This window comes from Pseudoalteromonas sp. T1lg10, from assembly GCF_002964545.1.
In the GTDB taxonomy this organism is placed as follows: Bacteria; Pseudomonadota; Gammaproteobacteria; order Enterobacterales; family Alteromonadaceae; genus Pseudoalteromonas.
In genome coordinates, this window is record NZ_PQBV01000038.1 from 1 (window position 1) to 3,611 (window position 3,611).

Here is a 3,611-nt window from a genome sequence, read left to right on the forward strand (position 1 = left end):
GATGTCTTCTTCGACTGTGTGTTCAAGCACAGCTTGACGCATCAACTCTTCACTCTTGTCGTTGAACCTTGGTTCACTCGAGGCAAGAACGTCATATTGCATCATCAGTTCACCGTCATCGACCATACTGAACAGCAGGTCAGCGCTTAACTCGGTTACTGGTGCACCTTCGTCTGTAGCTATGTCGGTTTGTGCTTGCCCAGCCGGGGAGTCACTACCCGAAATGCTGATGGTCAGTGATGCCGAGTCAGAAGTTTCACCGTCTGACAGGGTGTAGTTGAACACTTCGTCTTGACCGAACGAACTGCGATCACCATTTGCGGTATAGGTATAAGTGCCGTCAGCTGCAAGTTCCAAGACACCATATGCACCTTGAATCGTTACCGTGCCTGTATCTGGCACAACGACGCTTTCACCGGCACTGTTGGTGACCATAGTGACTTGTGCGCCATCGATAATGGTATCTGCACCAGCATCACCTGTATCTCCCTCAATCAGGTTACCTTGCGCCTCACCGAAGTAGCTGTACTCAGTTACTGTGGTGGTAATGTCCGTACTTTCCAAAAGGGTTACGGTGTCATTAAACAGAGCATCGGCGATAACTTGATAGAACTTTTTGAGGTCTCGGTTGACGCCTTTGGCGTCGAGCGCATCAGTCAGTCGGTCTTCTATTTCACCAGCACCTATGATTGGAGTGATAGCAAGCATCTCTTCCAGAGTTTCGCGAATCAAAGTCCCGTCACCGGTCAGCAATGAGCCGCCATTCTGCATGGCATTTATCGTATCTTCGACGTACTGCAGCACATAGTCTCGGTTATCTGGACCAAGCTCCACGCCTGCGAAGCCGAGTTCGCTAAGGCTGACCTCTCCATCACCGTCAGCGTCCAGCACACTGCCTACCTGATTCTCCAGCAGACTTGCATCGTTGCGCACAACCACACTGTAGTTACCCGCTGCTAAGTCTGGAATCGAGATAGAGATAGTCTCATCCCCGGTGATGTTGAAAATATCCAAACCACCAACATTGGCAAGTTGTGAGTTTGCACTGACCCCTTGATAGACCAGCACACCATTTTCATCGTACACCTCAACCATAAAGGCATCAGCAACCGCTGCAAGTGAGGTTTGGCTAACTTCAATTTCCACGTCACCGATATTGTCTGGTGCAACAGTGAAGGTCGCGCTGGCATTAGCGCCGCCAGTTGCGTCCGCCAAACCAAGCACTTCTACATCGTCAGTTGTTTGTGGCGGGTTAACGGTAACAACGGGCTCAAGGTCGATAGCACTCACATCATTTACGGCGTCAAGCGCTTGAATGACAACATCTTGGCTGGCGGTGCTAAGTGAATTACCAGCTGCATCGGTAACCGTTGCAATGACTGGGTAGGTGCCAGCAGCTAATGGGGTCCCCGATAAGTCGAGGCTCCAGTTGCCATTGCTATCAATGGTGAGCTCTGGTGCAGTTCCAAAGGTGTACTCGGTGCCACCAACAGACACAGTCAAGGTAGTGGCATCGTCAAGATCTATGGTGCCGTTGAAGATCAACGAGGTATCGCTCGTGATGAAGTCTCCGTCAGTACCAGAATCATTGGAAATACTGTCAAAGGTGACGGTTTGACCATTGCCATTGCCATCTACAGCGGTATCAAGCGTAGTGGTATCGGTTACCGTACCGGTATTGCCCGCAGCATCGGTCACCGTCATGGTTACGGTCAATTCACCGTCGGCGAGGCTTGACAGATCTTGCCCAGTGATTGACAGGTTGCCGTTGCTATCCAAAGTGATCGCCGAGCTCGGTACCGTGATCGTGGTCACGCCATCGCTGATGGTGATGCTGTCGACGGTGGCATCGGCTTCGACAACGCCAGAAAGGGTCACGTTGGTCGCTTCGCTCGCGTTTACCAACTCATCGCCACCGTCATTGAACGCGATGCTGTTCGCACCATCGCCCGTGGTTGGCGCGCTGGTATCAATGACTAAGTTGCCCGTGGCCGTGCCGCTGTTACCCGCCGCGTCGGTGGCGGTCACGGTGACCTGGTAGCTTCCGTCCATAAGCGCTGGCAAGGTGTTATCCACCAAGGTCCAGGTGCCGTCGCCATTGTTGGTGGCGGTGTAATCCACACCCTCGACAGTCACTACTATGCTCGCCTCTGGATCATCTATGGTGCCGGTCAAGGCCGGGGTGCTGTCATTGGTAACGTCATCGTTGATGGTCACCGAAGGTGTGGCCGTATCCAGGGTGGTGGTATCTGTTACCGTACCTGTGTTCCCTGCGGCGTCTGTCACCGTCATGGTCACGGTCAATTCGCCGTCGGCGAGGCTTGACAGATCTTGCCCAGTGACTGTCAGGTTGCCGTTGCTATCCGTGCTGATCGCCGAGCTCGGTACCGTGATGGTAGTCACGCCATCACTGATGGTGATGCTGTCGACGGTGGCACCGGCTTCAACGCTGCCGGTGAAACTGACGTTCGTGGCTTCGCTCGCGCTTAACTGCTCATCGCCGCCGTCGTTGAACATGATGCTGTTCGCACCATCGCCCGTGGTTGGCGCGCTGGTATCAATGACTAAGTTGCCCGTGGCCATGCTGCTGTTACCCGCCGCGTCGGTGGCGGTCACTGTGACCTGGTAGCTACCGTCCATAAGCGCAGGCAAGGTGTCGTCCACCAAGGTCCAGGTGCCGTCGCCATTGTTGGTGGCAACATAATCCACACCCTCAACGGTTACTACTATGCTCGCCTCTGGATCATCTATGGTGCCGGTCAAGGCTGGGGTGCTGTCATTGGTGGTGTTGTCGTTGATGGTCACCGAAGGTGCGCCCGTATCTAGGGTGGTGGTATCGGTGACAGTACCTGTATTCCCTGCGACGTCGGTCACTGTCATGGTGACGGTCAATTCACCGTCGGCGAGACCTGAAAGGTCTTGCCCGGTGACTGTCAGGTTGCCGTTGCTATCCGTGCTGATCGCCGAGCTCGGTACCGTGATCGTGGTCACGCCATCACTGATGGTGATGCTGTTCACTGTGGCACCGGCTTCAACGCTGCCGGTGAAGCTGACGTTCGTGGCTTCGCTCGCGCTTAACTGCTCATCGCCGCCGTCGTTGAACATGATGCTGTTCGCACCATCGCCCGTGGTTGGCGCGCTGGTGTCAATGACTAAGTTGCCCGTGGCCATGCTGCTGTTACCCGCTGCGTCGGTGGCGGTCACGGTGACCTGGTAGCTACCGTCCATAAGCGCTGGTAAGGTGTCGTCCACCAAGGTCCAGGTGCCGTCGCCATTGTTGGTGGCAACATAATCCACACCCTCAACGGTTACCACTATGCTCGCCTCTGGATCATCTATGGTGCCGGTCAAGGCTGGGGTGCTGTCATTGGTGGTGTTGTCGTTGATGGTCACCGAAGGTGCGCCCGTATCTAGGGTGGTGGTATCGGTGACCGTACCTGTATTCCCGGCAGCGTCTGTCACTGTCATGGTGACGGTCAGTTCACCGTCGGCGAGACCTGAAAGGTCTTGCCCAGTGACTGTCAGGTTGCCGTTGCTATCTGTGCTGATCGCCGAGCTCGGTACCGTGATCGTCGTCACACCATCACTGATGGTGATGCTGTCGACGGTGG

1 protein-coding gene is annotated in these 3,611 nt (G+C 55.0%); it reads right to left on the minus strand.

The window, feature by feature from the left end:
* The coding region (locus C2M17_RS11265; protein ID WP_199776016.1) for a beta strand repeat-containing protein at positions 1-3,611 on the minus strand (3,611 nt) is incomplete at both ends.